General features: G+C 59.3%; 21 protein-coding genes, 2 tRNA genes, 1 rRNA gene and 1 pseudogene. 17 read left to right on the top strand and 8 right to left on the bottom strand.

Features of this window, described 5'->3' with window-relative positions:
* Positions 1 to 8 precede the first annotated feature (8 nt).
* From RHM60_RS11930 to dksA, 4 genes are all read right to left on the bottom strand, one after another.
* A complete protein-coding gene (locus RHM60_RS11930; RefSeq protein ID WP_231422629.1) occupies positions 9 to 2,963 on the bottom strand; it encodes a sensor histidine kinase in 2,955 nt (984 codons plus the stop codon).
* Complete coding sequence (locus RHM60_RS11925; RefSeq protein WP_003176118.1) at positions 2,947 to 3,123, bottom strand: hypothetical protein; 177 nt, start codon at positions 3,121 to 3,123, stop codon at positions 2,947 to 2,949. The genes RHM60_RS11930 and RHM60_RS11925 overlap by 17 nt, the downstream gene beginning before the upstream one ends.
* A 62-nt stretch (positions 3,124 to 3,185) precedes the next feature.
* Positions 3,186 to 4,073, bottom strand: coding sequence for a tRNA glutamyl-Q(34) synthetase GluQRS (gluQRS, locus tag RHM60_RS11920; protein WP_231422630.1), 888 nt, complete (start codon positions 4,071 to 4,073; stop codon positions 3,186 to 3,188).
* 81 nt (positions 4,074 to 4,154) lie between these two features.
* Positions 4,155 to 4,598: an RNA polymerase-binding protein DksA gene (dksA, locus tag RHM60_RS11915; RefSeq protein ID WP_003235002.1), complete on the bottom strand. Its 444-nt coding sequence runs from the start codon at positions 4,596 to 4,598 to the stop codon at positions 4,155 to 4,157.
* A gap of 318 nt (positions 4,599 to 4,916) precedes the next feature.
* On the opposite strand from dksA, the gene RHM60_RS11910 reads away from it, so the two are divergent.
* Both RHM60_RS11910 and sfsA read left to right on the top strand, forming a co-directional pair.
* Positions 4,917 to 6,089, top strand: coding sequence for a pyridoxal phosphate-dependent aminotransferase (locus tag RHM60_RS11910; protein WP_322214503.1), 1,173 nt, complete (start codon positions 4,917 to 4,919; stop codon positions 6,087 to 6,089).
* Positions 6,089 to 6,802, top strand: coding sequence for a DNA/RNA nuclease SfsA (sfsA, locus tag RHM60_RS11905; RefSeq protein WP_209984870.1), 714 nt, complete (start codon positions 6,089 to 6,091; stop codon positions 6,800 to 6,802). Before RHM60_RS11910 ends, sfsA begins: the two co-directional genes overlap by 1 nt.
* On the opposite strand, the gene RHM60_RS11900 is transcribed toward sfsA, so the two are convergent.
* Positions 6,799 to 7,116, bottom strand: coding sequence for a Rieske (2Fe-2S) protein (locus RHM60_RS11900; protein ID WP_057008752.1), 318 nt, complete (start codon positions 7,114 to 7,116; stop codon positions 6,799 to 6,801). The two genes, sfsA and RHM60_RS11900, sit on opposite strands and share 4 nt — an antisense overlap.
* A 157-nt stretch (positions 7,117 to 7,273) precedes the next feature.
* Here RHM60_RS11900 and RHM60_RS11895 point away from each other — a divergent pair, with 157 nt between their 5' ends.
* The 3 genes and pseudogenes from RHM60_RS11895 to RHM60_RS11885 all read left to right on the top strand — a co-directional run.
* Entirely contained in the window at positions 7,274 to 8,152 is an 879-nt protein-coding gene (locus RHM60_RS11895; RefSeq protein ID WP_322214502.1) for a heme/hemin ABC transporter substrate-binding protein, read from the top strand.
* Complete coding sequence (locus RHM60_RS11890) at positions 8,149 to 9,186, top strand: iron ABC transporter permease (protein ID WP_322214501.1); 1,038 nt, start codon at positions 8,149 to 8,151, stop codon at positions 9,184 to 9,186. The genes RHM60_RS11895 and RHM60_RS11890 overlap by 4 nt, the downstream gene beginning before the upstream one ends.
* A 47-nt stretch (positions 9,187 to 9,233) precedes the next feature.
* Positions 9,234 to 9,953, top strand: a pseudogene (locus RHM60_RS11885) (heme ABC transporter ATP-binding protein); the annotation flags it as partial.
* A 225-nt stretch (positions 9,954 to 10,178) separates the two neighbouring features.
* Here RHM60_RS11885 and RHM60_RS11880 read toward each other — a convergent pair.
* The 3 genes from RHM60_RS11880 to RHM60_RS11870 all read right to left on the bottom strand — a co-directional run bounded on the left by RHM60_RS11880 (position 10,179) and on the right by RHM60_RS11870 (position 12,638).
* Positions 10,179 to 10,451 (bottom strand): TfoX/Sxy family protein, encoded by a 273-nt coding sequence (locus RHM60_RS11880; RefSeq protein ID WP_209984856.1) that lies wholly within the window; start codon positions 10,449 to 10,451, stop codon positions 10,179 to 10,181.
* Positions 10,452 to 10,644: 193 nt separating this feature from the next.
* Positions 10,645 to 10,989, bottom strand: coding sequence for a pentapeptide repeat-containing protein (locus tag RHM60_RS11875; RefSeq protein WP_209984853.1), 345 nt, complete (start codon positions 10,987 to 10,989; stop codon positions 10,645 to 10,647).
* A gap of 92 nt (positions 10,990 to 11,081) precedes the next feature.
* Positions 11,082 to 12,638, bottom strand: coding sequence for an AAA family ATPase (locus RHM60_RS11870; RefSeq protein ID WP_322214500.1), 1,557 nt, complete (start codon positions 12,636 to 12,638; stop codon positions 11,082 to 11,084).
* A 119-nt stretch (positions 12,639 to 12,757) separates the two neighbouring features.
* On the opposite strand from RHM60_RS11870, the gene mrcB reads away from it, so the two are divergent.
* From mrcB to RHM60_RS11810, 12 genes are all read left to right on the top strand, one after another.
* Positions 12,758 to 15,082, top strand: coding sequence for a penicillin-binding protein 1B (gene mrcB, locus RHM60_RS11865; protein WP_209984847.1), 2,325 nt, complete (start codon positions 12,758 to 12,760; stop codon positions 15,080 to 15,082).
* Between the two features lie 17 nt (positions 15,083 to 15,099).
* On the top strand, positions 15,100 to 15,831 hold the full coding sequence (locus RHM60_RS11860; RefSeq protein WP_209984844.1) for a tetratricopeptide repeat protein: 732 nt from the start codon (positions 15,100 to 15,102) through the stop codon (positions 15,829 to 15,831).
* Positions 15,831 to 16,160, top strand: coding sequence for a YqcC family protein (locus RHM60_RS11855; RefSeq protein ID WP_209984841.1), 330 nt, complete (start codon positions 15,831 to 15,833; stop codon positions 16,158 to 16,160). Before RHM60_RS11860 ends, RHM60_RS11855 begins: the two co-directional genes overlap by 1 nt.
* Positions 16,161 to 16,592: 432 nt before the next feature.
* Positions 16,593 to 18,317 (top strand): acetolactate synthase 3 large subunit, encoded by a 1,725-nt coding sequence (locus RHM60_RS11850; protein WP_231422637.1) that lies wholly within the window; start codon positions 16,593 to 16,595, stop codon positions 18,315 to 18,317.
* 2 nt (positions 18,318 to 18,319) lie between these two features.
* Entirely contained in the window at positions 18,320 to 18,811 is a 492-nt protein-coding gene (gene ilvN / locus RHM60_RS11845; RefSeq protein WP_003176102.1) for an acetolactate synthase small subunit, read from the top strand.
* A 47-nt stretch (positions 18,812 to 18,858) separates the two neighbouring features.
* Positions 18,859 to 19,875, top strand: a complete 1,017-nt coding sequence (gene ilvC / locus RHM60_RS11840) for a ketol-acid reductoisomerase (protein ID WP_003234988.1) — start codon at positions 18,859 to 18,861, stop codon at positions 19,873 to 19,875.
* Positions 19,876 to 20,020: 145 nt separating this feature from the next.
* Positions 20,021 to 20,878 carry a CDP-diacylglycerol--serine O-phosphatidyltransferase gene (gene pssA / locus RHM60_RS11835; RefSeq protein WP_003234985.1) on the top strand — a complete coding sequence of 286 codons (858 nt, stop codon included), beginning with the start codon at positions 20,021 to 20,023 and terminating at the stop codon, positions 20,876 to 20,878.
* A 63-nt stretch (positions 20,879 to 20,941) separates the two neighbouring features.
* Positions 20,942 to 21,955 carry a protein-methionine-sulfoxide reductase catalytic subunit MsrP gene (gene msrP, locus RHM60_RS11830; RefSeq protein WP_322214499.1) on the top strand — a complete coding sequence of 338 codons (1,014 nt, stop codon included), beginning with the start codon at positions 20,942 to 20,944 and terminating at the stop codon, positions 21,953 to 21,955.
* The gene (msrQ, locus tag RHM60_RS11825) at positions 21,955 to 22,575 is read left to right on the top strand and encodes a protein-methionine-sulfoxide reductase heme-binding subunit MsrQ (RefSeq protein ID WP_209984819.1); all 621 of its coding nucleotides are present in this window, start codon (positions 21,955 to 21,957) and stop codon (positions 22,573 to 22,575) included. Before msrP ends, msrQ begins: the two co-directional genes overlap by 1 nt.
* A 544-nt stretch (positions 22,576 to 23,119) precedes the next feature.
* Positions 23,120 to 24,656: ribosomal RNA gene (locus RHM60_RS11820) — 16S ribosomal RNA — on the top strand.
* 163 nt (positions 24,657 to 24,819) lie between these two features.
* Positions 24,820 to 24,896, top strand: a tRNA-Ile gene (locus RHM60_RS11815).
* Positions 24,897 to 24,926: 30 nt separating this feature from the next.
* Positions 24,927 to 25,002: transfer RNA gene (locus RHM60_RS11810), tRNA-Ala, on the top strand.
* Positions 25,003 to 25,160 lie beyond the last annotated feature (158 nt).

Here is a 25,160-nt window from a genome sequence, read left to right as displayed (position 1 = left end):
CGACGGTCTCAGTTCACAGCGGACGTCGCTTCGACATGACGCGGCAAGGTCACCCGTATACGGGTGCCGCGTTGGCTTTCAAGGTCAGCCGGGCTGTCGATGGTGATTTGTCCATAATGCTCTTCAACGATGGAATAGACCAGCGCAAGGCCCAGACCGGTGCCTTCACCGGGGTCCTTGGTGGTGAAGAAAGGTTCGAACAATCGGTCCATGATGTTCTGTGGAATGCCGCTGCCTTCGTCCTCCACGATCAGGTCGACCGTATGCTCGAAAGCTTCGGTCTTGACCCGCACCGCGCCGCCGGCGGGCGTTGCATCGCGGGAGTTGGACAGCAGGTTGATCAATACCTGGGCCAAACGTTGTGAATCGCCGTCGACCCAGTGTTCCGGGTCGCACAGGTTAAAGAACTGTACCTCGAAATTGCGCCGGTTCAAGGCCAGCAGCCCAATGGCATCCTGGGCTACTTTGGCCAGGCACACCGCCTCGTCCTGATTCTGATGGGCGCCGGCGTGGGCAAAGCTCATCAGCGACTGCACGATGCGCGACACGCGCTTGGTCTGCTCAAGGATCTGCCCGCTGATCTCGGTGATTTCGCCGTCTTCCTCACGCTCTTCGCGCAGGTTTTGCGCCAGGCACGCGATACCGGTAATCGGGTTGCCGATCTCGTGGGCCACGCCGGCGGCCAGGCGACCAATGCTGGCCAGGCGTTCGGAGTGCACCAGCTTGTCTTCCAGCATCTGGGTGTCGGTCAGGTCTTCCACCAGCAGCACCAGGCCGCTGTTGCCGGGGGCCAAAGGTTCGTCGATGGCAGCTTTGTGCAGGTTGAGCCAGCGGGTCTGGCCATCGAGCGCCAGGTGCTGCTTGTGCAAGTGCTCGTCGGGCAGGTTGATAAAACCCTGCAATAACGCTTTCCACGGATCGCCGAGCGTATTGAGGCGCGAGCCCACCACCCGTTGCGCGGCAATGCCGGTGAGTTCTTCCATGGCCTTGTTCCACATCAGGATTTCCTGATCCTTGGCCAGTGAGCACACGCCCATTGGCAATTCCTGCAAGGTCTGGCGGTGGTAACGGCGCAGGGCGTCGAGTTCGGCGGCAAGGCCCGTTAAACGCGAGTGGTAGTCCTCCAGCCGGCTCTCGATGAAGTGGATGTCTTCGGTCACGTAGTTTTCGCCGCCGGCCTTGTAGGGCAGGAAGGTTTCCACCATGTCCTGGGACACGCTGGGGCCCATCAGGCCGGACAGGTTGGCCTCGATACGGTCGCGCAGGCGGCGCAAGGCATAGGGGCGGCGTTCGTCGAAGGGCAGATAGAGGTCGCGCAACGCCTGTTCGACTTCCTTCTGCGCCGCCTTGGCACCCAGCGGCTTGGCCAGTTGGGTGGCGAACTCCTGGGGCGAGGCCGCGTGCAATTCGCGGCGTTGCGGGCGGCGTACGTTGTCCACCGCGCAGGCTTCGGCGGCGCTGGTTTCTTCGGGGCTGGCATTGGTGAACAGCGAGATCAGCGTGAACATCAGCACGTTGGCCGCCAGCGAGGCAATCGCCGCCATGTGCCAGCTGGTGTCGTCGAGCACGTAGATCATGTTCAGCAGCGGGATGTAGAAACCCTGCAGGTTGCCGACCAGCGGCAGCAGCATGGTCACCACCCACACGAGGATACCCGCCAGCAGCCCGGCGATAAAACCGCGACGATTGGCGGTCGGCCAGTACAGTACCGACAACACGCCCGGCAGGAACTGCAAGGTGGCGACGAAGGCAACGATGCCCAGGTTGGCCAGGTCCTGGCCGGCACCCAGCATCAGGTAGAAGCCATAACCGGCCATGATGATCGCGACGATCAGCGCGCGGCGCGTCCACTTGAGCCAGCGGTAGATATTGCCCTCGGCCGGTGGCTGGTACAGCGGCAGCACCAGGTGGTTGAGCGCCATGCCCGACAGCGCCAGGGTGGTGACAATGATCAGCCCGCTCGCCGCCGAGAGGCCGCCGACATACGCCAATAACGCCAGTGCCGGGCTGTTGGCGGCGATGCCGATGCCGAGGGTGAAGTATTCCGGGTTGGTGGTGGCCCCAAGCTTGAGGCCGGCCCACAGGATCAGCGGCACCGCTAGGCTCATCAGCAGCAAGAACAGCGGCAGGCCCCAGCTGGCGCTGACCAGCGAGCGCGGGTTGAGGTTTTCGGTGAAGGTCATGTGGTACATGTGCGGCATCACAATCGCCGAGGCGAAGAACACCAGCAGCAGCGTGCGCCACGGGCCTTCCTGCAGCGGCGTGTGCAGGGCGGCGAGGGCGGTCTGGTTTTGCAGCAGCCACAGTTCCAGCTGTTGCGGGCCGTCGAATACGCCGTAGAGCGCGTACAGGCCGACACCGCCGATGGCGATCAGCTTGATCACCGACTCGAAGGCAATCGCAAACACCAGGCCTTCATGTTTCTCGCGGGTGGCGATATGCCGTGAGCCGAAGAAAATCGTGAACAGCGTGATCAGCGCACAGAAGGCGAGGGCCACGCGGTGCTGCACCGGCTCGCGGGTGAGAATGCTGATGGAGTCGGCTACCGCCTGGATCTGCAGGGCCAGCAAAGGCAGCACGCCGATCAGCATGAAGATGGTGGTGAGCGCGCCGGCCCAGGTGCTGCGAAAGCGGAAGGCGAACAGGTCGGCCAGGGACGACAGCTGGTAGGTGCGGGTGATTTTCAGGATCGGGTACAGCAGCACCGGCGCCAGCAAAAAAGCCCCGGACACCCCCAGGTAGCTGGAGAGAAACCCGTAGCCGTACTGGTAGGCCAAGCCGACGGTGCCGTAGAACGCCCAGGCGCTGGCATACACGCCCAGGGACAAGGTGTAGGTCAACGGATGGCGAATAATCGCCCGCGGAATCATTCCGCGCTCACTGATCCAGGCGACGGCGAACAGCGCGGCCAGGTAGGCGGCGCTGATCAGCAGCATCTGGGTGAGGCTAAAGCTCATCGGCATCTTTTTGGCTCTGCAGGATGAAAGTCACGACGATCAGGATCAGCCACAGCAGATAAGGGCGATACCAGGCGCCCGTGGCGTCGATCCACCAATCCATGATGGCGGGGGAAAACAGGTAAATCCCGACGACCAGCAGCAGGACCAATCGATAGATGTACATGTTGGCCTCTGATTAAAAAACTGTCGCGATGGTAACGGATGCCGGGCCGGCTGCAAGCGCCTTCAACTCAATTGCGCTTCGGCCAGGGTGAGCGTGCGCGGGATCAGCAGCGGATCCCAGTGCCGGATGCCCCAATCCAGCAGTTCCCGTGGGCTGGCGTGAAGCAGTTCGTCACCGGGTTGCTGGCCGAGGGCGCGCAAGGCGCGCAGCAGCAGCGGCGTTGCCTGGTCTTGCGTCAGCGGCGGTGAACGGTAGGATTTACCCAGCTTGTTGCCGTCCGGCTGCACGATCAGCGGCACATGCAGGTAGCGCGGTTGGCGCAGGCCCAGCAGTTCCTGCAGGTACAGCTGGCGCGGCGTGGAATCGAGCAGGTCGGCGCCGCGCACGATGTCGGTCACCCCCTGCCAGGCATCGTCGAGCACCACCGCCAGTTGATAGGCGTACAGACCGTCGCGGCGGCGGATGACGAAATCGCCAGCCTCGCGGCCCAGGTGCTGTCGGAATTCGCCTTGAACGCGGTCGGTAAAATGGTAGGCAAGCTCGGGCACGCGCAGGCGGATCGCGGCGTCCTGCTGGTCGTGCCCGGCATTGCGGCACAGGCCGGGGTAAATCCCGTTGTAGGGTTCCAGCTGTTTGCGTGAGCAGGTGCACGCGTACGCCAGGCCATGGTTGAACAGGTCGTTCAGCACCTTGGCGTAGGCTTCGTGCCGCTCGCTTTGTCGGACCAACTCGCCATCCCATTCGAAGCCATAGCTTTCCAGCGCGTGCAGGATCGCGGCCTGGGCGCCAGGTTCTTCGCGGGGAGGGTCGAGGTCTTCCATGCGCATCAGCCAGCGACCATGGTTGGCGCGGGCGTCGAGGTAGGAGGCGAGGGCGGCGACCAGGGAGCCGAAATGCAAGTGGCCGCTGGGCGTGGGGGCGAAACGCCCTATATAGGTAGAGGCTGTCATGGGCCGGATACTACTGGAAACAGGAACGCCAGATACACAAATGGGGCGTTTGCACGCCCCATTCGTTCAGTTCGGCAGCAATTACTTGCCGACCTGTTTTTCCTTGATTTCAGCCAAGGTCTTGCAGTCTACGCACAGGTCCGCGGTTGGGCGGGCTTCCAGACGGCGAATACCGATCTCGACGCCGCAGGATTCGCACCAGCCGTATTCCTCGTCCTTGATCAGTTGCAACGTTTTGTCGATCTTTTTGATCAGCTTGCGCTCGCGATCACGGGCGCGCAGCTCCAGAGCGAACTCTTCTTCCTGGCTGGCACGGTCGGCCGGGTCAGGGAAGTTGGCTGCTTCGTCCTTCATGTGGTCAACGGTACGGTCAACCTCCTGCATCAAGTCCTGTTTCCATTTGTTCAGGATCTTGGTGAAGTGCTCGCGCATGGGCTCGCCCATGTACTCCTCGCCCTTTTTTTCCACATAAGGGTCGAAGCCGCCGAGGCCTTGAGTCTGCTGTTGCTTTGCTTGGGTGGACATGAATAGACCGCCTCTCACTCTTCTAATCCATTGCGCAGGATTGCAACGTCACCGACACCTGCCGGCCCTGCGGCTGCAAGCGGGCGAACTTACCAGATAGATTCGGGGTGCGCCACTCCCGGTTGTCGAGGCATCTCGACAGGGCTGCCAACCGCTGCAGCCCGCCATGGTAAGGCGTGGAGCGCCTCGAAGGTTGATTTTAGTCGTTTTGCTGGCACGTGCTGGCCCATCTTGGGTGGCCGAACAGGCAATAGAGCATGTATTAACGCAAGGGTTCGGTAGAATCCTGACTTTGTTCTCACGCTTTAAGGAAGGCTAATGGCCCAGCCCTACAGTGCGCGCAGCCGCGCCATCGAACCGTTTCATGTCATGGCGTTGCTGGCGCGAGCCAATGAGCTGCAGGCGGCGGGCCTGGATGTGATTCACCTGGAAATCGGTGAGCCGGATTTCACCACTGCCGAGCCCATCATCCAGGCCGGCCAGGCCGCGCTGGCCAATGGCAAGACACGCTATACCGCCGCCCGTGGGTTGCCCGAGTTGCGTGAGGCCATCAGCGGGTTTTATCAGCAGCGCTACGGATTGAACGTAGACCCTGAGCGCATTCTGATTACGCCCGGTGGCTCCGGCGCCTTGTTACTGGCCAGCAGCTTGCTGGTCGATCCTGGCAAGCACTGGCTGTTGGCGGACCCCGGCTACCCCTGCAATCGACACTTTCTGCGCCTGGTGGAGGGTGCCGCTCAACTGGTGCCGGTTGGGCCGGACATGCGTTATCAACTGAACGCCGAGCTGGTGGCCAAACACTGGGACCAGGACAGCGTAGGTGCCCTCGTCGCATCGCCGGCCAACCCGACCGGCACCCTGCTCACGCGGGATGAGCTGGCCGGGCTGTCCAGTGCGATCAAGGCGCGCAATGGGCACCTGGTGGTGGATGAGATCTATCACGGCCTGACCTACGGCACCGATGCCGCCAGCGTGCTGGAAGTTGATGATGAAGCATTTGTCCTGAATAGTTTTTCCAAGTATTTCGGGATGACCGGCTGGCGCCTCGGTTGGCTGGTGGCGCCGCCCGATGCGGTGGCGGATTTGGAGAAGCTGGCGCAAAACCTCTACATCAGCGCGCCGAGCATGGCCCAGCATGCTGCGCTTGCCTGTTTTACCCCGCAAACCCTGAGCATTCTGGAAGCGCGCCGCGCCGAGTTCGGCCGCCGCCGTGATTTCCTGCTACCGGCCCTGCGCGAACTTGGCTTTGGTATCGCAGTGGAGCCGGAGGGGGCGTTCTATTTGTACGCCGATATCAGCGCATTCGGCGGCGATGCCTTTGCGTTCTGTCGGCATTTCCTCGAGACCGAACACGTGGCGTTTACGCCCGGACTGGATTTCGGCCGCTACCAGGCCGGTCATCATGTGCGTTTTGCCTACACGCAAAACCTCGATCGCCTGCAGGAGGCGGTGGAGCGCATCGCCCGTGGCTTGCGGAGCTGGCAAGGCTGATGCGCTTTTATCCTCCCCTTGAAGAAGCGCGGCTGATTCGCCGCTACAAGCGTTTTCTCACCGATATCGAGACCGTTACCGGCGAGTTACTTACTATTCACTGCCCGAACACCGGTTCGATGCTCAATTGCATGGTCGAGGGTGGGCAGGTCTGGTTCAGCCGCTCCGATGACCCCAAGCGCAAGTTGCCCGGCACCTGGGAAATCGCCGAAACACCTCAGGGCCGGCTGGCGTGCGTGAATACGGCGCGTGCCAATCAATTGGTCGAGGAAGCGCTGCACGCCGGGGTGATCAGCGAACTCAACGGGTTTACCGCGCTGAAGCGAGAGGTGCCGTACGGTCAGGAGAAAAGCCGGATCGACTTTCGCCTGGAGTATCCGGAGGGGGCGGCGTATGTCGAAGTCAAAAGCGTCACCTTGGGCTTTGACGGTTCGGCGGTGGCGGCGTTTCCCGACGCGGTGACCCAGCGTGGCGCGAAGCACTTGCGCGAACTGGCACACCTGGCGCGCAGCGGGGTGCGTGCGGTGCAACTGTATTGCGTGAATCTTTCCGGGATCGAAGCGGTGCGGCCTGCCGTGGAAATCGACGCCGGCTATGCTGGCGCCCTGCGTGAGGCCAAGGCGGCGGGCGTCGAGGTGCTGGCCTACGGGGTGCGGGTGACGCACGAAGAAATCGTGGTGGACCGCAGACTCCAGGTGCTGCTCGGCGATTAGAGTTGCACCCACAGGCCGTGTTCGTCTTCGCGGCCGGGCAGCGCTGTGAGGCTTTGACCTGCACAAGGCCCGGCGATGCACTCGCCACTTTCGATGAGAAATAATGCACCGTGGGTGGCGCACTGGATCAAGCTGGCGCTCTCGTCGAGGAAGCGATCAGGCTGCCATTCCAGCGGGATGCCGCGATGAGGGCAACGGTTGATATAGAAGTAGGCGATGCCATCGCGGCGCACGGCCAACAGCTTGCAACCGTCTATTTCAAAACCGAGGCTGCTGTCGGGTGCGAGGGTATCGGAGGGGCAGACGAACTTCATTTCAATTCTCAAGTGCCTTGACGTCCAAATGAAAACAATTATCAAATGCCGGCTTCGTCCGTCAGTTGATCTTGCGCTCAGTACGATGCCCGGCAGCGTTTATCTGTCACATCAACGAGTGCCGGAGCGGCTTCGTCCCTTGGAAGGAAACCCTGTTATGCGCCTGTTTACCAGCGCTATCGCGCTTGTTGTCGGACTGCTGGTCAACCCCGGGGCGCACGCCTCGGAACTGCCACAACGCTGGGTGAGTGCCGGTGGCGCGCTGACCGAGTGGGTGGCCGCCCTGGGTGGCGAGTCGACACTGGTGGGGGTGGACACTACCAGTCAGCATCCCGAGTCGGTCAAGGCGCTGCCCAGTATCGGTTATCAGCGGCAATTGTCGGCTGAAGGCATTCTGAGCTTGCGCCCGCAGGTACTCATCGGCACCGAAGAAATGGGCCCGCCGCCGGTACTGGCGCAGGTACGCGGCGCGGGTGTGCAAGTGGAGATGTTCTCCGCGCAGGCGGATTTGCCGACCCTCAAGGGCAACCTTGAGCATTTGGGCAAGTTGCTGGGCAATGAGGCCAAGGCTCGCCAATTGTTTAGCGGATACGAGCAGGCGCTGAATCAGCAGAAAAGCGCGGTCGCCAAGGCGCAGACCACGCAACAGGCGCCGGGTGTGTTGCTGCTGCTCGGCCACGCGGGTGGCAAGCCGCTGATCGCCGGCAAGGACACGGCGGCGGATTGGCTGTTGCAACAGGCGGGCGGGCATAACCTGGCGACCCACACCGGTTACAAGCCGTTCTCGGCCGAGTCGCTGGCGGGTTTGAGTCCGGATGTACTGGTGTTTGCCGATCGGGCCCTGACCGGCGAAGCGGCGCGTGCGGCGTTGTTCAAGGAAAATCCGATCCTGGCCGCAACGCCTGCCGCCAAAAATGGCCGCGTGGTTGAACTGGACCCAACCCTGTTGGTGGGCGGGCTCGGACCGCGTCTGCCGCAAAGCCTGGTGAAACTGTCTGCCGGGTTTTATCCGTCTCAGGCTGAATCCGCCCCATGACGACATTGGTCAGACCCAAGACCCTGTTTATTGGCTTGGCATTGTTATGTGTCCTGGCGATCTGGCTTTCGTTGGCCCTGGGCCCTGTCAGCCTGCCGTTGCTGGATACGCTCAGGGCCGCTTTGCGTTTGATGGGCTTGCCGATTGACCCTCAAGGGTTGGAGCAGGCGGAGCTGATCCTTGGGCAGATCCGTTTGCCGCGCACCTTGCTGGGCCTGGCGGTCGGTGGCGTGCTGGCCTTGTCGGGCGTGGCGATGCAGGGTTTGTTTCGCAACCCGTTGGCCGATCCCGGGTTGGTGGGTGTGTCCAGCGGTGCTGCGCTGGGCGCGGCGGTCGCGATTGTTGGCGGTTCGTTGTTCGCCGGCTTGCCGGATGCGGTCGGCCCTTATCTGTTGTCGTTGTGTGCATTCCTCGGCGGTTTGGGCGTGACGGCGCTGGTTTACCGCCTGGGCCGGCGAAACGGGCAGACCCATGTGGCGACTATGCTGCTGGCCGGCATCGCCCTGACCGCGTTGGCCGGTTCTGCGGTAGGCCTGTTCACGTATCTGGCGGACGACGCCACCTTGCGCACCTTGACCTTCTGGAACCTGGGGAGCCTGAACGGCGCCAGTTATTCTCGGTTGTGGCCTTTATTGTTGGTGAGCGCGGCGGTGGCGCTGTGGCTGCCGCGCCGCGCGAAGGCGTTGAATGCGCTGTTGCTGGGCGAGTCCGAGGCTGGGCACCTGGGTATTGATGTCGAAGGGCTCAAGCGTGAACTGGTGTTTTGTACGGCGCTCGGCGTAGGCGCGGCGGTGGCGGCGGCGGGGATGATCGGGTTTGTCGGGTTGGTGGTGCCCCATCTGGTGCGATTGCTGGCCGGTCCCGACCATCGGGTGTTGCTGCCCGCCTCGATATTGGCGGGTGCGAGTCTGCTGTTGTTTGCCGATCTGGTGGCTCGCCTGGCGCTGGCTCCGGCTGAATTGCCGATCGGGATTGTGACGGCGTTTATCGGCGCGCCGTTTTTTCTTTATCTCTTGTTGCGGGGTCGCGCCTGATGCTGCGAGTAGAGGCGCTGCAGGTTCGTCGGGGTCGCACAACCGTATTGGCGAATGTCACCCTGGCGCTGTTGCCGGGTGAGGTGCTCGGTGTACTGGGCCCGAATGGCGCCGGCAAAAGTACCTTGCTCGGTGCATTGTGCGGTGAGTTGCAGCCCGACCAGGGCAAGGTGTGGCTGGACCAGCAGGAGTTGAAGCACTGGAGCGGCGCGCAACGCGCCCAGCGCCTGGCCGTGCTGCCCCAGTCCTCGACCCTGGATTTTGCCTTTCGCGTCGAAGAGGTGGTTGGCATGGGGCGCCTGCCCCATCAAACCGGGCGAGTACGTGATGATGAAATCATTGAGGCCGCGTTGCAGGCGGCGGATGTCGGGCACTTGATCGGTCGCAGCTACCTCTCGCTGTCCGGCGGCGAGCGTCAGCGTGTGCACCTGGCGCGGGTTTTGGCGCAGTTATGGCCGGGTGAGACGGGGCAGACGTTGCTGTTGGACGAGCCGACATCAATGCTTGACCCACTGCACCAGCACACTGTCTTGCAGGCGATACGCACTTTTGCCGATCAAGGCGCGGCAGTGCTGGTGATTCTGCATGACTTGAACCTGGCCGCACGTTATTGCGACCGAATTCTGCTGCTGGAAAAGGGACGTCCTCATGCGTTGGACACGCCGGCGCAGGTCTTGCGGCCCGGCCCGCTCAAAGCCGTATTTGGCCTTGATGTGTTGGTGCAGCCGCACCCGGAACGTGGACATCCGCTGATCATTGCTCGCTAGCAGGACTTTCTTACGGGCAAAAAAAGACCCGGCAAGAGCCGGGTCAAATAACCGTGATTAGCCTGATGAGGAGATAATCTGAGAGTCCGAACCAATGGTCTTTCAGTTATCGGCTGATCTCGCGACCAGTTGTGATAATCATAACGATTCTCATTTGAGAGTCAACAGCTGATTTTGAACGACGCTGTGTTTTCCTCAAACGCTTGTTCGAAACAGCCCCGCGACTTAATTCTTCTGGCGCGCTGCAATGGCGTCCAGCTGGCGATTCAACGCTTCCTTGCGTTCGGCAGGGATGTCATTCCAGTGAACATTCAGCAACGCCCCCTCGATGGCATATAACAACACTTTCGAGGCACGGAAGCCGCGCGTGCGCACGGCGCGGTATGCGTCGACCGCGCCCAGGCGGCGCAGGTCGGAGGCACTGTGGATGCCCACCGCATGCAGCCATTGCGCCGACGTCTTGCCAAGATTTTTCAGGAGTTGCAGCTCATCGTTCATCAAGCCTCCTTGCGACGGCCGAATGGTGCGGTGGGTATCGTGACCAGGCAAGCCTGAAAAGGAGTGTAGCGCTCAGCAGGAAAAGCGTGATTCTTTACGAAGAAACGGCCAAATGCTTATAAGAATGGCGCGAAAATTTTGACGGCAGCGTCCGTGCCACGCGTCCTGCGTGGCCGGGCGTCATAAAAGGGCGTTATCTGGTGCGATAGCGCAGGCGCGTTCCGAAGTTGACCGACATAAGGATCTCATCGGCAGTCAATTGCGGCGGAAAGTAAGTCCCGGAGATCTGCGCGTGGGCCAGGCTTGCACCTTCCAATGGGCAATCGCGCAGATCCAGGCCGCGCAAATCAGCGGAGCGGAAATACGCGTCAGTGAAATCCACACCCGCGGCGTCCAGTTCACGCAGGTCCAGCCCACGGAAATCGCCACCGCGCATGTCGATCACGCCGTCTTTGGGGCGTTCCTGATTGAAGCCGCGAATATCGTCTTTATGCAAAAGCGAGTAGAGCGGGGTATCGAGAAGCTTCGGCTGACTCATGATGGCAATACCAGCTGGAGGTAGTAAGCCATTATAGTGCCACTATTTCTGGGTCGTGCGACGAAGCCGACGATACGACCAAGAAACTTTTCTTACAGGCCCGGCAAGCGCTGACGAATATGCGCAACCAACGCATCCAGCGTGCCGCTTTCATTGGTTTCTACCCGTTGGCTGAGGATCAACTCCTCGGCTGTCAGCGGATCGCGATTGGCGTGCTGTTCGCCGATAACCGCCAGCGTAGCGTCGGAAGGATCGCTCTTATATGCCTGACGCTGCGCCAACCAGTTGGCGATAACCGCTTGCGGTGCGTTGCAATCCAGAATCAGAAACGGCGCGCCTGTGGCTTCGGCGACCTTGGCGGCGGCTTCGCGCTGCTCGCGTTTCAGAAAGGTAGCGTCCAGCACCACCGGGAACCCGGCGCGCAGCACGGTGTCGGCGATTTCGTTCAGGCGCGCGTAGGTTTTCGCGCTGGCATCTACCGCATAAATGCCCGCCTGTGGCGCGTTTTCAACCTGCTGCTCACCAAACAGACGCTTGCGCTCCACGTCCGAACGCAGGCGCACGGCGCCCAGCGCTTCGACCAGACGCATGCTGACGGTGCTCTTGCCCACCGCCGACACACCGTGGGTAATCGCCAGGAAGCGCGACGGAATGGTGCTGTAGCTCTCCGCCAGGTTGGCGTAGTTGCGGTACTGGCGCAGCGTGGTGGCGCGTTGCACCGCGCTTGCTTCGCTCGGCATGCTGAACAGCGCGACCTTGGCACGTACCAACGCGCGGTAAGCCTTGTAGAAATTCAGCACTTCCAGGCCCTGATAGTCGCCCGTCAGTTCCAGGTACTGGCTGATAAAGCGCCGTGCCAGCGACTTGAGCCCACGGTCTTCCAAGTCCATGGCCAGGAAGCCGGTGTCGGCGTACACGTCGGTGAAACGAAACGGCTCGTTGAATTCGATGCAGTCGAAAATCACCACCTGGCCATCAATCACGGTGGCGTTGCCCAAGTGGATATCACCGTGACACTCACGGGTAAAACCCTCGGACTTGCGCTGGGCCAGCAGTGGCTTGAGGCGATCGAAGCTGCTTTCGGCCCAGGCTTGCAGCGCTTCGAGCTGCAGAAGGTCGGCCTTGTCGCTGAGGAAGGGACGAATTTGTTCGAAGTTCTGCCGCACTGGCGCCATCACTTCGTCCGGCGTGCCGGCCGCATGCTCCTGTGGGACTTTTGGCGCGGTGAGGTGAAAGTGCGCGATCTGCCTGGCCATCTCGTCGATGTGTGCACTGGTCAGCTCGCCATTGGCCTGCAAGGTGCTGAGCATCTGGCTTTGCGGGAACTGGCGCATTTTCAGCGCGTATTCGATCACCGGTCCGTCGCCGCCCAGCTGTGGAGATTCGGCAGTGCCGGTAATTGGCAACACCTCAAGATACAAATCTTTGGTCAGGCGCTGGTTGAGGCGCAATTCTTCATTGCAGAAGTGACCGCGCTTTTCCAGATCGGTGAAATCCAGGAAGCCGAAGTTCATCGGTTTCTTCAATTTATAGGCGTAGGGGCCGGTGAGGATGACCCAGGAAATATGGGTCTCAATGACGTGGAACGCTTCAACCGGATGCGGGTACAACGCCGGGTTTTGCAGGGCAGCGATCAGGGACTGGCTCACGGGCGATCCTTCAGAGTCTGGAAAAATTCATGGCGGGCATTATGGCCGCTACGGGCGGTCGTGCAAACCGCTGTCCGGCTCATGTTGATCATCAAATAAAGTGCGTATAATCCGCCGCCATGACTCGATCCCGATCTCCCCGTTCCCGTAAAAAACCTCCTTCCCGTGGCCTGCGCCCATGGCTTGGCTGGGCGCTCAAGCTCGGCCTCGTGGGCCTGGTAGTGCTCGCCGGCTTCGCGGTGTACCTCGATGCGGTGGTGCAGGAGAAATTCTCCGGCAAACGCTGGACCATTCCGGCCAAGGTCTACGCCCGCCCGCTGGAGCTGTTTACCGGCCAGAAGCTGAGCAAGGACGACTTCCTCACCGAACTCGATGCTTTGGGCTATCGCCGCGAGCCCGTGAGCAATGGCCCGGGTTCTGCGGCTGTCAGCGGCAATACCGTGGACTTGAACACGCGCGGCTTCCAGTTCTATGAAGGGCTGGAAAAAGCCCAGCCGGTTCGCGTGCGGTTTTCCGGTGACTACGTGGCCGAGCTGTCGTCGCTCAACGGCTCGAAGCTGCCGGTGGTGCGCCTTGAACCGCTGATGATCGGTGGGATTTATCCTAAAAACCTGGAAGACCGCATCCTGATCAAGCTCGATCAGGTGCCGCCTTACCTGTTGGAAACCCTGGTCGCCGTGGAGGACCGCGATTTCTACAGCCACTGGGGCGTGTCGCCGAAGTCGATTGCGCGTGCCATCTGGGTCAACACATCCGGCGGCAAGATGACTCAGGGCGGCAGTACGCTGACGCAACAATTGGTCAAGAACTTCTACCTCACCAGTGAGCGCAGCCTGACCCGCAAGCTCACTGAAGCCATGATGGCCATGTTGCTGGAGCTGCACTACAGCAAACAGGAAATTCTCGAGGCGTACCTCAACGAGGTCTTCGTCGGCCAGGATGGCCAGCGCGCGGTGCACGGTTTCGGTCTGGCCAGCCAGTTCTTCTTTGGCCAACCGCTGTCCGAGTTGAAGCTGCATCAAGTCGCGTTGCTGGTGGGCATGGTCAAGGGGCCGTCCTACTACAACCCGCGGCGCAACCCGGAGCGCGCGCTGGAGCGTCGCAACCTGGTCTTGGATGTGCTTGAACAGCAAGGCGTCGCTACCGCTGAACAGGTCGCCGCAGCGAAGAAAATGCCTCTGGGTGTGACGACTCGTGGCAAGCTGGCGGACAGCTCCTTCCCGGGCTTTATCGACCTGGTCAAACGCCAGTTGCGTGAAGACTACCGCGACGAAGACTTGACCGAAGAGGGCCTGCGCATCTTCACCAGTTTTGACCCGATTCTGCAGATGAAAGCCGAGGCGTCCGTCAACGACACCTTCAAGCGTCTTACCGGGCGTAAAGGCTCCGATGAAGTGGAAGCGGCCATGGTCGTGACCAACCCGGAAACCGGTGAAGTTCAGGCCATGATCGGCAGCCGTCAGGCCAGTTTTGCCGGCTTCAACCGCGCACTGGATGCGGTGCGGCCGATTGGCTCGCTGGTCAAGCCGGCGGTCTACCTCACTGCGTTGGAAAAACCGAGCAAATACACCCTCACCAGTTGGCTCTCCGATGATCCGTTATCGGTCAAGGGGGCTGATGGCCAGGTGTGGACGCCGCAGAACTTTGATCGACGCTCCCATGGCACGGTGTTCCTTTATCAGGGGCTCGCGCATTCCTACAATATCTCGACCTCGCGGCTGGGCCTCGAAGTGGGCGTGCCGAATGTGCTCAAAACGCTGGCGCGGCTGGGTATCACTCGCGAATTCCCGGCGTTCCCGTCGATCCTGCTGGGGGCGGGTGCGATGACGCCGATGGAAGTCGCGACTATGTACCAGACCCTTGCCAACGGGGGCTTCAACACGCCGATGCGCGGGATTCGCAGCGTGCTCACGGCCGACGGTGAGCCGCTCAAGCGTTACCCGTTCCAGATTCAGCAGCGCTTCGATGCAGGCTCCATTTACCTCATCCAGAACGCCATGCAACGCGTGATGCGTGAAGGTACGGGTAGCTCGGTCTATAAAGTCCTGCCATCGAACCTCACACTGGCGGGCAAGACCGGTACCAGTAACGATTCGCGTGACAGCTGGTTCGCCGGCTTCGGCCAGGATGTGCTGGCGGTGGTGTGGCTGGGCCGCGACGACAACGGCAAGACGCCGTTCACCGGCGCGACCGGTGCGCTGCAGGTGTGGACCAGTTTCATGCGCAAGGCCGATCCGCTGCCGCTGAATATGCCGCAGCCGGACAACATCGTGCAGGCCTGGATTGATCCGCACAGTGGGCAAGGTTCTGATGCCAACTGTCCGGGTGCGGTGCAGATGCCGTATATTCGCGGCAGCGAGCCACCACCCGGTCCCGCATGCGGTGGCAGTGCGCCTGCGGATGCGGATTCGGTGATGGATTGGGTCAAGGGCTGGATGCATTAAGCAAACGAGGGTTTCAAGTGAACAAGTTGTGGATTCCAGCTATTACCGTCCTGGCCTTGCTGGGCGGTTGCTCCAGCGTGCAGCGCGGCTCGATTCCCGTGGTGGATGCGAGCAGCAACGCTTCCAGCAATGACCGGATCTCGGCCAATGGCGGGTTCCGCCAGACCGTGACCAACCGCCCGGCGCAGGCCAAACCTCAGGCAATGCCTCAGGATTCCGGCGTGGTGGTGATGGTGCCGGGCAGCGGCGCCGCCACTGCGGCGCCGATCAGTGCCGAACCGTGGACACCCGGTCCGAGCAGCTCCGCACCGATCGACACCGCGCCGGTTCAGGCGGCACCGATCAATCAGGGGTCGTACAGCATGCCTTCGTCGCCCAGCGGCGTTCCGTCCTCCTCCGGCGGTGGCTTGTCTGCTGACGAACAACTGGATGGTCCGGTACTGGCCTTGCTCACCACCGCCCAGCAACAGCAGGCTGGTGGCGATTTGAACGGCGCATCCTCAAGCCTTGAGCGCGCCCAGCGTGTGGCGCCGCGTGAACCGCAAGTGCTGTATCGCCTGGCGCAAGTGCGCATGGCCCAGGGCGATGCGCCGCAAGCCGAACAGTTCGCCCGTCGTGGGCTGAGTCTGGCCAACGGTCGTCCCGACCTGCAAGCCAGCCTGTGGGCCTTGATCGGTGATGCGCGTGCGGCCCAGGGCGACGCCGCCGGCGCTGCTCAGGCCCGCCAGAAAGCCAAGGTCAGCCTCTGATGGATGGGCGTTTTCCAGCGATTGCCGAACAGTTATTGCTGATTGAGCGCGAGTTGCGTGTGCAAGGCTGGTGGGATGAGCAATCCCCCAGCATGGAGGCGCTCAGCAGTGTCGAGCCTTTCTCGGTCGACACCCTGGACTTTCACCAGTGGCTGCAGTGGATCTTCCTGGTACGCATGAAGCAGATTCTTGAACAGGATCTGCCATTGCCCAACGCTTCAGGGATCCTGGAGATGGCCGAGATGGTTTATGCCGATCGGCCACGGGAAAGCCTTGGATTGCGCAATGCGCTGAAAAAGTTCGACCAATTGATCGTCGACGCTCGTTAATTGCCTGGCTGTCGGGTTTTTCGGCAGTCTTGCGCATATTTCTACCGCTTGACGACATTCAGGCGAGTTTTATCCCTCATCAAACGCCTTTCTTCTGCGTTCTCATGCGCTTAGTTGGAAAAAAGCGCAATTATTGCTTGACTTGAACGGCCTGAAACAGAAGAATCCAAAGTCCGCTGTATCGGGACTGCCAGAAGCAGGCCCGCTCGGCAGATCATGAGGCGCATATCCGCGCCGACCTGTTACACCCGCAACGCGTTACCTCGCGCTGGGTGGGAAAATCCCGCAACACTTGGGACGATCCCAATACTTGCTCAGTCAGTGCTGACGTAGTCGGCGACCACCGTCGCTCATGCTCTGTTGAGAAGTAAACCTATTAAGACCCGTCGGTTTTTCAACGGACGGTATTCTGGCGTTTTAGAGGTGAACAACGTGGAGCTTTTATCTGGCGGTGAGATGCTCGTCCGCTTTTTGCGTGACGAAGGCGTCGACTATATCTACGGGTACCCAGGTGGTGCTCTGCTTCATGTTTATGACGCACTGTTCAAGGAACCGGCTGTTACCCACATCCTGGTTCGCCACGAACAGGCCGCGACCCATATGGCTGACGGTTATGCCCGTGCCACCGGTAAAGCCGGCGTGGTCCTGGTAACGTCCGGCCCAGGCGCAACCAATGCCATTACCGGCATCGCGACTGCGTATATGGACTCCATTCCGATGGTGATCATCTCCGGCCAGGTGGCCAGCACCCTGGTGGGCACCGACGCATTCCAGGAAACCGACATGATCGGTATCTCCCGGCCGATCGTGAAACACAGCTTCATGATCAAGCACGCGTCGGAGATCCCGGAAGTCATGAAGAAGGCGTTCTACCTCGCACAGTCCGGTCGCCCGGGCCCTGTAGTGGTCGATATCCCGAAAGACATGACCAATCCGGCTGAAAAATTCGAATACATCTTTCCGAAGAAAGCCAAGCTGCGTTCCTACAGCCCGGCCGTGCGTGGGCACTCGGGGCAGATCCGCAAGGCGGCAGAAATGCTCCTGGCGGCCAAGCGCCCTGTGCTTTATTCCGGTGGTGGCGTGATTCTGGGCGGCGGCTCCGCGCAGTTGACTGAGCTGGCCAGGCTGCTCAACCTGCCGGTGACCAACACCCTGATGGGCCTCGGCGCCTTCCCGGGCACCGACCGTCAGTTCGTCGGTATGCTCGGCATGCACGGCAGCTACACCGCCAACCAGGCCATGCACCACGCTGACGTGATCCTGGCCGTGGGCGCGCGGTTCGATGACCGAGTGATCAACGGCGCGAGCAAATTCTGCCCAAATGCCAAGATCATCCATATCGACATCGATCCGGCATCCATCTCCAAGACCATCAAGGCCGACGTGCCGATCGTGGGACCTGTGGAGAGCGTATTGACCGAAATGGTCGCTGCACTCAAGGATATTGGCGAAACGCCGAACAAGGAATCCGTCGCCAGTTGGTGGAAGCAGATCGACGAGTGGCGCGGTGATCGCGGCCTGTTCCCTTACAACAAGGGCGACGGCAGCATCATCAAACCGCAAACCGTGATCGAAACCCTGTGCGAAGTGACCAAGGGCGATGCCTATGTAACCTCCGACGTGGGCCAGCATCAGATGTTCGCGGCGCAGTACTACACCTTCGACAAGCCCAACCGCTGGATCAACTCCGGTGGCCTGGGCACGATGGGTTTTGGTTTTCCTGCGGCCATGGGCGTGAAACTGAGCTTCCCGGATGCCGACGTCGCCTGCGTCACCGGCGAGGGCAGCATCCAGATGAACATTCAGGAATTGTCGACATGCCTGCAGTACGGCCTTCCGGTGAAGATCGTCTGCCTGAACAACGGCGTGCTGGGTATGGTTCGTCAGTGGCAGGACATGAGCTACGGCAGCCGTCACTCCCATTCCTACATGGAATCGTTGCCGGATTTCGTCAAGTTGGTTGAAGCCTATGGCCACGTCGGCATGCGCATCACCGATCTGAAAGATCTGAAGCCGAAGATGGAAGAGGCATTCGCCATGAAGGACCGCCTGGTGTTCCTCGATATTCAAGTGGACACCAGTGAGCACGTCTATCCGATGCAGATCAAAGACGGCTCCATGCGCGACATGTGGCTGAACAAGACGGAGCGTACTTAATCATGCGGCACATCATCTCCCTGCTTCTGGAGAACGAACCCGGCGCTCTGTCTCGTGTTGTCGGCCTGTTTTCGCAACGCAACTACAACATCGAAAGCCTGACCGTGGCACCGACCGAAGACCCGACGCTGTCGCGCCTGACGTTAACTACTGTTGGCCACGATGAGGTGATCGAGCAGATCACCAAGAACCTCAACAAGCTGATCGAGGTGGTCAAGCTGGTCGACCTGTCTGAAAGTGCCCACATCGAGCGCGAGCTGATGCTGGTCAAGGTCAAGGCTACGGGGGCCCAACGTGCCGAGATCAAGCGGACCACCGACATTTATCGCGGGCAGATCGTCGATGTGAGCGCCAGCGTTTATACCGTTCAACTGACCGGTACCAGCGACAAGCTGGACAGCTTCATCCAGTCGATCGGGACGGCCTCGATTCTGGAAACCGTACGCAGTGGTGTCACCGGGATTGCCCGTGGCGACAAAGTACTCAGCATCTAACCCAAATTAGCGAATGGCCTTACGGCCTGGATATATAGAGGAACCTCATGAAAGTTTATTACGATAAAGATTGTGACCTGTCGATCATCCAGGGCAAGAAAGTCGCCATCATCGGCTACGGTTCCCAGGGGCACGCGCAAGCTTGCAACCTCAAGGACTCCGGCGTTGACGTCACCGTCGGCCTGCGCAAAGGCTCGGCTACCGTTGCCAAGGCTGAGGCCCACGGCCTGAAAGTGACCGACGTGGCTTCCGCTGTGGCAGCTGCCGACGTGGTCATGATCCTGACCCCGGACGAGTTCCAGTCCGCGCTGTACAAGAATGAAATCGAGCCGAACATCAAGAAGGGCGCCACCCTGGCCTTCTCCCACGGCTTTGCGATTCATTACAACCAGGTTGTGCCGCGTGCCGACCTCGACGTGATCATGATCGCGCCGAAAGCACCGGGCCACACCGTGCGTTCTGAATTCGTCAAAGGCGGCGGTATCCCTGACCTGATCGCGATCTATCAGGACGCGTCCGGCAACGCCAAAAACGTTGCGCTGTCCTACGCCTCCGGCGTGGGTGGCGGTCGTACCGGCATCATCGAAACCACCTTCAAGGACGAGACCGAAACCGACCTGTTCGGCGAACAGGCCGTGCTGTGCGGCGGCACCGTCGAGCTGGTCAAAGCCGGTTTCGAAACCCTGGTTGAAGCGGGCTACGCGCCGGAAATGGCCTACTTCGAATGCCTGCACGAACTGAAGCTGATCGTTGACCTCATGTACGAAGGCGGTATCGCCAACATGAACTACTCGATCTCCAACAACGCCGAATACGGCGAGTACGTGACTGGCCCGGAAGTGATCAACGCCGAGTCCCGTCAGGCGATGCGCAACGCTCTGAAACGTATTCAGGACGGCGAATACGCCAAGATGTTCATCAGCGAAGGTGCTACCGGCTACCCTTCGATGACCGCCAAGCGTCGCAACAACGCCGCTCACGGTATCGAAGTCATCGGCGAGCAACTGCGCTCCATGATGCCGTGGATCGGTGCCAACAAGATCGTCGACAAAGCCAAGAACTAAGTCGTACGTATCAAGGGAAAACGCGGCCTAGGCCGCGTTTTTTCGTTTGGGAGGCGTGTTCTGGTATAAAGCTGCATCGTTTGCGGGCGAACACTCGCCGCAAGTATTTGTCGAATTTTTTTCACACCGTTGCAAGGTAAAGTCCATGAGCGAACGTCCCGAAGAGCCAAACCAGGCTTACGACGCCGAAAGCATGCTGCCCATCGATGAACATGTCGAAGAAGGGCATGACGCTGAAGGCCGCAAGGTCCGGCATCGTGGCATCTATCTGCTGCCGAACCTGTTCACCACGGCGAACCTGTTTGCCGGCTTCTATTCCATCATCAATTCCATGAGTGCCCAGAGCGCGCTGGCGGCAGGTGACGCGGCAAGTGCCAGCAAGTATTTCGGTTTTGCCGCCATCGCCATTTTCGTGGCCATGGTGCTGGACGGCCTTGATGGTCGTGTAGCGCGAATGACCAATACCCAGAGTGCCTTCGGCGCCGAGTACGACTCGCTGTCGGACATGGTTGCCTTTGGTGTGGCGCCCGCGCTGCTGGCATTTGCCTGGGCGCTGGGTGACATGGGCAAGGTGGGCTGGATGGTTGCCTTCATCTATGTGGCAGGCGCCGCGTTGCGCCTGGCGCGTTTCAATACGCAAGTCGGTACTGCCGACAAGCGCTACTTCATCGGCCTCGCCAGCCCGGCAGCTGCCGGCGTGGTTGCGGGGATTGTCTGGGCATTCAGTGACTACGGCATCCAGGGTTCGAAAATGTCGTTCCTGGTGGCGCTGATGGTAGCGGCTGCCGGGATGCTGATGGTCAGCAACATCAAGTACAACAGCTTCAAGGAGTTTGACCTCAAGGGTCGGGTGCCTTTCGTGGCCATTCTGGTAGTGGTGCTGGTGTTTGCAGTGGTATTCAGCGATCCGCCGCGCATCTTGCTGCTGGCTTTCCTGGTCTACGCGGCTTCCGGGCCGGTTCAGTATCTGCTGCATATGCGTCGGGACAAAACATTGTCTTAATGTAATTTCCCCCATACTCCGCAGTCTATTGGTGCATCTGTCCTCCAATGCTGCGGAGTTGCCATGTTAATCAAACTGCCTAAAGCGTCCGATTGCCACGAATCGGATGTCACGCCTGAATCCTTTTACCTCTCTCGCCGCAGCATACTTGGCGGTGCGCTTGCCGGTATGGCTGCAGCCAGCCTGCCGCGTTGGGCGAGTGCCGAGGACGCGGCCCGCTATGCCGATGTCGAGCCGGGCAGGGCGCCGAGTTGGTTCGCCGAAAAGTTGCCTGGTACGCAATGGAATGCGGTCACCGTCAAGGACGAGGCCATCACACCGTTCAAGGACGCGACCCATTACAACAATTTCTATGAGTTCGGTACCGATAAGGGTGACCCGGCGAATAACGCGGGTTCACTCAAGACCGAACCCTGGAGTGTGGTGATCGATGGTGAAGTCGGCAAGCCAGGGCGCTATGCTCTGGAAGACTTCATGAAGCCCTATCAGTTGGAAGAGCGAATCTACCGTCTGCGCTGCGTTGAGGCGTGGTCGATGGTCATTCCCTGGATCGGTTTTCCAATTTCGGCCTTGCTCAAGCAGGTCGAGCCTACGTCCAAGGCCAAGTACATTCGTTTCGAAACCCTTCAAGATCCAAAAAGCATGCCTGGGCAGCGCTCGAATTTCGGCCTGATCGACTGGCCCTATGTAGAAGGGTTGCGCCTGGATGAGGCGATGAACCCGCTGGCGATTCTTGCCGTCGGCATGTATGGGCGTGAGTTGCCCAATCAGAATGGTGCGCCTTTGCGCTTGGTGGTGCCGTGGAAGTATGGCTTCAAGAGTGTGAAGTCCATTGTGCGTATCAGTCTGGTGAGTGAGCAGCCTAAGACGACTTGGCAGAGTATCGCGGCCGATGAGTACGGCTTTTATGCGAACGTGAACCCTACGGTTGACCATCCACGCTGGACACAGGCCCGGGAGCGGCGGTTGCCGAGTGGCCTGTTCAGCCCGAATGTTCGGGAGACTCAGATGTTCAACGGCTATGGGGATGAGGTCGCTTCTCTATATACCGGTCTGGATTTGCGGAAGAACTACTGATGCGCTATCCCATCTGGCGCATCGGCGTCTTTATTGCAGCGGGTGTATGGCCGTTGTTCTGGCTCTATGAGGCGTGGAGTTCTGCGCTCGGTCCGGATCCGGGCAAAGTCCTGGTTGATCGGCTTGGCCTGGGCACCTTGATTCTGTTGCTGATCACCCTGTGCATGACGCCCCTGCAAAAACTGAGTGGCTGGGCGGGGTGGATAGCCGTGCGCCGGCAATTGGGGTTGTGGTGTTTCGCTTACGTGGTGCTGCACCTGGCAGCTTATTGCGTGTTCGTGCTGGGGTTGGATTGGTCGCAGCTGGGCGTTGAGTTGCGCAAGCGGCCATACATTATTGTTGGAGCGTTGGGCTTTCTGTGTTTGCTGGTGCTTGCGGTCACGTCGAATCGCTATAGCCAGCGGCGACTGGGTAGTCGTTGGAAGAGGCTGCACCGGCTTGTGTATGGCGTTCTCGGGCTTGGGTTGCTGCACATGTTATGGATCGTACGAGCGGATCTGAAGGAGTGGGCGATCTATGCCTCTATAGGTGCGTTGCTTCTGGTACTGCGAATTCCGCCTGTGATGCGCCGTATTCCCCGGCTTATTGCAAAAAAACCAGCTTCTGCAACAAAAGTGTAATTAGTGCTTGACGGCAGATTCTGGAAGTCTATAATTCGCCCCACTTCCGGCGCAGTCGAAACGGAAAACTCCTTGGTAAACAAGTAGTTATGCAAGATTCGACAGCGAATTGCTTCAGCTCATCGAAGTCCAGAAGAAGTTGATAGTGCGGTGTTGTTTGGCGCTATTAACGTTTCGATCTTCTCGGTCGAAAGCGGAGAAAAAGAGGTGTTGACAGCAGCGTGTAACGCTGTAGAATTCGCCTCCCGCTAACGAGAGATCGGAAGCGCAAGTGGTTGAAGTTGTTGAAGAATTCTTCGAAAACTTCTGAAAATAATCACTTGACAGCAAGTGAGGCTGCTGTAGAATGCGCGCCTCGGTTGAGATGAAGCATCTTAACCAACCGCTCTTTAACAACTGAATCAAGCAATTCGTGTGGGTGCTTGTGGAGTCAGACTGATAGTCAACAAGATTATCAGCATCACAAGTTACTCCGCGAGAAATCAAAGAATAACCAACGATTGCTGAGCCAAGTTTAGGGTTTCTTAAAAACCCAAAGATGTTTGAACTGAAGAGTTTGATCATGGCTCAGATTGAACGCTGGCGGCAGGCCTAACACATGCAAGTCGAGCGGTAGAGAGAAGCTTGCTTCTCTTGAGAGCGGCGGACGGGTGAGTAATGCCTAGGAATCTGCCTGGTAGTGGGGGATAACGTTCGGAAACGGACGCTAATACCGCATACGTCCTACGGGAGAAAGCAGGGGACCTTCGGGCCTTGCGCTATCAGATGAGCCTAGGTCGGATTAGCTAGTTGGTGGGGTAATGGCTCACCAAGGCGACGATCCGTAACTGGTCTGAGAGGATGATCAGTCACACTGGAACTGAGACACGGTCCAGACTCCTACGGGAGGCAGCAGTGGGGAATATTGGACAATGGGCGAAAGCCTGATCCAGCCATGCCGCGTGTGTGAAGAAGGTCTTCGGATTGTAAAGCACTTTAAGTTGGGAGGAAGGGCAGTTACCTAATACGTGATTGTTTTGACGTTACCGACAGAATAAGCACCGGCTAACTCTGTGCCAGCAGCCGCGGTAATACAGAGGGTGCAAGCGTTAATCGGAATTACTGGGCGTAAAGCGCGCGTAGGTGGTTTGTTAAGTTGGATGTGAAATCCCCGGGCTCAACCTGGGAACTGCATTCAAAACTGACTGACTAGAGTATGGTAGAGGGTGGTGGAATTTCCTGTGTAGCGGTGAAATGCGTAGATATAGGAAGGAACACCAGTGGCGAAGGCGACCACCTGGACTAATACTGACACTGAGGTGCGAAAGCGTGGGGAGCAAACAGGATTAGATACCCTGGTAGTCCACGCCGTAAACGATGTCAACTAGCCGTTGGAAGCCTTGAGCTTTTAGTGGCGCAGCTAACGCATTAAGTTGACCGCCTGGGGAGTACGGCCGCAAGGTTAAAACTCAAATGAATTGACGGGGGCCCGCACAAGCGGTGGAGCATGTGGTTTAATTCGAAGCAACGCGAAGAACCTTACCAGGCCTTGACATCCAATGAACTTTCTAGAGATAGATTGGTGCCTTCGGGAACATTGAGACAGGTGCTGCATGGCTGTCGTCAGCTCGTGTCGTGAGATGTTGGGTTAAGTCCCGTAACGAGCGCAACCCTTGTCCTTAGTTACCAGCACGTAATGGTGGGCACTCTAAGGAGACTGCCGGTGACAAACCGGAGGAAGGTGGGGATGACGTCAAGTCATCATGGCCCTTACGGCCTGGGCTACACACGTGCTACAATGGTCGGTACAGAGGGTTGCCAAGCCGCGAGGTGGAGCTAATCCCACAAAACCGATCGTAGTCCGGATCGCAGTCTGCAACTCGACTGCGTGAAGTCGGAATCGCTAGTAATCGCGAATCAGAATGTCGCGGTGAATACGTTCCCGGGCCTTGTACACACCGCCCGTCACACCATGGGAGTGGGTTGCACCAGAAGTAGCTAGTCTAACCTTCGGGAGGACGGTTACCACGGTGTGATTCATGACTGGGGTGAAGTCGTAACAAGGTAGCCGTAGGGGAACCTGCGGCTGGATCACCTCCTTAATCGACGACATCAGCTGCTCCATAAGTTCCCACACGAATTGCTTGATTCATTGAAGAAGACGATAAGAAGCAGCCTAAATAGGGTTGTAGCTTAGTTGGTTGGAGCGCACCCCATGCTCTGTGGTAAAGAGCAGGGTGAGATCGGCCTTAGCAGCTCGAAATTGGGTCTGTAGCTCAGTTGGTTAGAGCGCACCCCTGATAAGGGTGAGGTCGGCAGTTCGAATCTGCCCAGACCCACCAATTTTGTGTGGGAAACGCCTGTAGAAATACGGGGCCATAGCTCAGCTGGGAGAGCGCCTGCCTTGCACGCAGGAGGTCAACGGTTCGATCCCGTTTGGCTCCACCACTACTGCTTCTGTTGTATGAAAGCTTAGAAATGAGCATTCCATTGTGATGATGGTGAATGTTGATTTCTAGTCTTTGATTAGATCGTTCTTTAAAAATTTGGGTATGTGATAGAAAGATAGACTGAACGTTACTTTCACTGGTAACGGATCAGGCTAA

This window comes from Pseudomonas sp. MH9.3, assembly GCF_034354675.1.
Taxonomy (GTDB): Bacteria; Pseudomonadota; Gammaproteobacteria; order Pseudomonadales; family Pseudomonadaceae; genus Aquipseudomonas.
This window is presented reverse-complemented; position numbering and strand designations above follow the sequence as displayed.

Excerpts from the sequence above, each read along its gene's own strand:
- RHM60_RS11930 (WP_231422629.1), bottom strand. The coding sequence starts at position 2,963 with ATGCCGATGAGCTTTAGCCTCACCCAGATGCTGCTGATCAGCGCCGCC.
- RHM60_RS11925 (WP_003176118.1), bottom strand. The coding sequence starts at position 3,123 with ATGTACATCTATCGATTGGTCCTGCTGCTGGTCGTCGGGATTTACCTG.
- gluQRS (WP_231422630.1), bottom strand. The coding sequence starts at position 4,073 with ATGACAGCCTCTACCTATATAGGGCGTTTCGCCCCCACGCCCAGCGGC.
- dksA (WP_003235002.1), bottom strand. The coding sequence starts at position 4,598 with ATGTCCACCCAAGCAAAGCAACAGCAGACTCAAGGCCTCGGCGGCTTC.
- RHM60_RS11910 (WP_322214503.1), top strand. The coding sequence starts at position 4,917 with ATGGCCCAGCCCTACAGTGCGCGCAGCCGCGCCATCGAACCGTTTCAT.
- sfsA (WP_209984870.1), top strand. The coding sequence starts at position 6,089 with ATGCGCTTTTATCCTCCCCTTGAAGAAGCGCGGCTGATTCGCCGCTAC.
- RHM60_RS11900 (WP_057008752.1), bottom strand. The coding sequence starts at position 7,116 with ATGAAGTTCGTCTGCCCCTCCGATACCCTCGCACCCGACAGCAGCCTC.
- RHM60_RS11895 (WP_322214502.1), top strand. The coding sequence starts at position 7,274 with ATGCGCCTGTTTACCAGCGCTATCGCGCTTGTTGTCGGACTGCTGGTC.
- RHM60_RS11890 (WP_322214501.1), top strand. The coding sequence starts at position 8,149 with ATGACGACATTGGTCAGACCCAAGACCCTGTTTATTGGCTTGGCATTG.
- RHM60_RS11880 (WP_209984856.1), bottom strand. The coding sequence starts at position 10,451 with ATGAACGATGAGCTGCAACTCCTGAAAAATCTTGGCAAGACGTCGGCG.
- RHM60_RS11875 (WP_209984853.1), bottom strand. The coding sequence starts at position 10,989 with ATGAGTCAGCCGAAGCTTCTCGATACCCCGCTCTACTCGCTTTTGCAT.
- mrcB (WP_209984847.1), top strand. The coding sequence starts at position 12,758 with ATGACTCGATCCCGATCTCCCCGTTCCCGTAAAAAACCTCCTTCCCGT.
- RHM60_RS11855 (WP_209984841.1), top strand. The coding sequence starts at position 15,831 with ATGGATGGGCGTTTTCCAGCGATTGCCGAACAGTTATTGCTGATTGAG.
- ilvN (WP_003176102.1), top strand. The coding sequence starts at position 18,320 with ATGCGGCACATCATCTCCCTGCTTCTGGAGAACGAACCCGGCGCTCTG.
- ilvC (WP_003234988.1), top strand. The coding sequence starts at position 18,859 with ATGAAAGTTTATTACGATAAAGATTGTGACCTGTCGATCATCCAGGGC.
- pssA (WP_003234985.1), top strand. The coding sequence starts at position 20,021 with ATGAGCGAACGTCCCGAAGAGCCAAACCAGGCTTACGACGCCGAAAGC.
- msrP (WP_322214499.1), top strand. The coding sequence starts at position 20,942 with ATGTTAATCAAACTGCCTAAAGCGTCCGATTGCCACGAATCGGATGTC.
- msrQ (WP_209984819.1), top strand. The coding sequence starts at position 21,955 with ATGCGCTATCCCATCTGGCGCATCGGCGTCTTTATTGCAGCGGGTGTA.